Below are 2,152 nucleotides of genomic sequence, written 5' to 3'. Positions count from 1 at the left end.
CCGCGGCGTGGTCGCCCCGCCCGGCGACCACGGTTAGCCCGCGAACCGCGCTTCCGCGACGCGCGGGGCCCACGTGCCGTGCGGCTCCAGCGTCACCACGCGGACGTCGTCGCTGCGGCGGTCCAGGCGCACGACGAGGTGGTCCTCGGACAGTCGTTCGGCCAGGCCCTCACCCCACTCGACCACGACGGCCGCGTGTTCCAGATCCGTGTCGAGGTCGAGGTCGTCGAGCTGGGACAGGTCGCCCCCGAGCCGGTAGGCGTCCACGTGCACCAGCGGCACCCCGCCGGGCCCCGCCGGATGCACCCGGGCCAGCACGAACGTCGGCGAACTGACCCGCCCTCCGACGCCCATGCCCTCGGCGATCCCCCGGGCCATCGTCGTCTTGCCCGCACCGAGCGGTCCCGCCAACAGCACGAGGTCGCCCGCGCCCAGTCGACGGCCCAGCGACCGCCCGAACCGGACCGCGTCCTCGGGCGTCGGCAGCTCCACACTCACCTGCGCCACTACACTGTCCTTCCCGCACGTCGGGTTCCGTCCGCGTCGCCACACACCCGCAGCAGCTCGACGAGATGCCCGTTCACCAGTTCCGGCCGCTCCACGTGCACCATGTGGCCCGCGCCCGGCACGCGAAGCAGCCGCGCGTGCGGCAGTTCGGCCGCGATCCGCTCCGTGTGCGCGAACGGGGTCAACCGGTCCGCGTCGGCCCCGACGACCAGCGCGTGGATGTGCTTGAGCCCGGCGAGAGCGGCGTACCGGTTGTGGCTGCTGAGCGTGTCCACGAAGTGCGCCAACTGTCGCACGGGCGTGTCCTGGAGCATGTCCAGCATGAAGTCCACCGTCGCCGGTGGAACGTCCTGCTTGCCGAACGCGAGTCGCCGCACCGCGTGCCGGGTCAGCTGCCCACCCGCGGCCCGCACGAACTCCACGAGGCCCGGTTGCCATCCCGCCAGCTCCCCCACCCCGCGGGTGAGCGGGTTGTACTTCGACAGCAACGACCGCGGCAGCCCGCTCGCACCGACCTCACCCGCCGCCGTGGCGATCAACGCGACCCCGCACACCCTGTCACGGAACAGCTCGGGGACACGCTGGGCCAGCTCCATGACCACCATGCCTCCCATGGAGTGTCCCAGCAGCACGACGGGCTCCTCGGCCGTCACCGCGCGCAGCACGGCGTGCAGATCGGCGGCGAGTTGTTCGATCGTGCTCGACCCGGCCGCGGACGGTCCCGACTGGCCGTGCCCACGGTGGTCGTAGTAAACCTGCCGCACCCGGGGCAGGCGCAACGCCGCCAGGTCCGCGCGCTGAAGGAACCAGCTCCGCCGGGACAGGGCGAACCCGTGCACCCCCACCACCGTCATCTCGGCGGAGCCGGAGTCACGGGGTTCGATCTCCTCGACCGCGATCGGCGTGCCGTCGTCGGCCGCCACGGTCGCCGTGCGGTCGGTGCGCGAGCCGTCGAACGGCCCGCCGAGCGCGGCTTTCGACGTCACGGGCTCTCCGAGCGGACGTAGCGCCGGCGCACCCGCGGGCGGTACATGCCCGTCACGATCTCGTAGTCGATGGTGCCGAGCGTGTCGGCCCAGTCGGTGGCCGTGGGAGCGCCGTCCGCGCCGGTGCCGAACAACACGACCTCGCTGCCGACCGCGGGCTCGTCGTCCCCGCAGTCGACCACGAGCTGGTCCATGCACACCCGGCCCACCACGGGCCGCCGCGTGCCCGCCAGGAGCACGCTCATCCGCCCGGACAGGTTTCGCGGCACACCGTCGGCGTAGCCGACCGGCACGAGAGCGAGCGTGGTGTCCCGGTCGGCGGTCCAGGTGTGCCCGTACGACACGGACTCGCCCGCCGCGACGCGCTTGGTCAGCACCACGCTCGACCGGAAGGTCATCGCCGGCCTCAGGTCCTCCGGCCGGGGCACCGGGTTGAGCCCGTACGCGGCGATTCCCGGGCGCACCAGGTCGAAATGCAGGTCGGGCCGGGTCAGCGTGGCCGCCGAGTTGGCCAGGTGGCGCATCGGGGCCAGCCCGGCCTCCACCGCCTGGTCGTACGCCGTGGCGAAGCGCCGCGCCTGGGCGTCGACCGACGGGTGCCCCGGCTCGTCGGCACATGCCAGGTGCGACCACACCGCCACCACCTCGACGGCGGGCTC

At 73.4% G+C, this 2,152-nt stretch carries 3 protein-coding genes; all 3 read right to left on the bottom strand.

Annotated features, from left to right (window positions below):
• Positions 1-33: 33 nt before the first annotated feature.
• The gene (gene tsaE / locus SACSA_RS0113455; protein ID WP_019816438.1) at positions 34-507 is read right to left on the bottom strand and encodes a tRNA (adenosine(37)-N6)-threonylcarbamoyltransferase complex ATPase subunit type 1 TsaE; all 474 of its coding nucleotides are present in this window, start codon (positions 505-507) and stop codon (positions 34-36) included.
• Positions 507-1,493: an alpha/beta fold hydrolase gene (locus SACSA_RS0113450; protein WP_019816437.1), complete on the bottom strand. Its 987-nt coding sequence runs from the start codon at positions 1,491-1,493 to the stop codon at positions 507-509. Before SACSA_RS0113450 ends, tsaE begins: the two co-directional genes overlap by 1 nt.
• The coding region (alr, locus tag SACSA_RS0113445; protein WP_019816436.1) for an alanine racemase at positions 1,490-2,152 on the bottom strand (663 nt) is incomplete at its 5' end. The genes SACSA_RS0113450 and alr, both read right to left, overlap by 4 nt.

It is taken from the genome of Saccharomonospora saliphila YIM 90502 (assembly GCF_000383795.1).
Lineage (GTDB): Bacteria > Actinomycetota > Actinomycetes > Mycobacteriales > Pseudonocardiaceae > Saccharomonospora > Saccharomonospora saliphila.
Note: the sequence above shows the minus strand (reverse complement) of the source record. Positions and strands in the feature narration are given on the sequence as shown.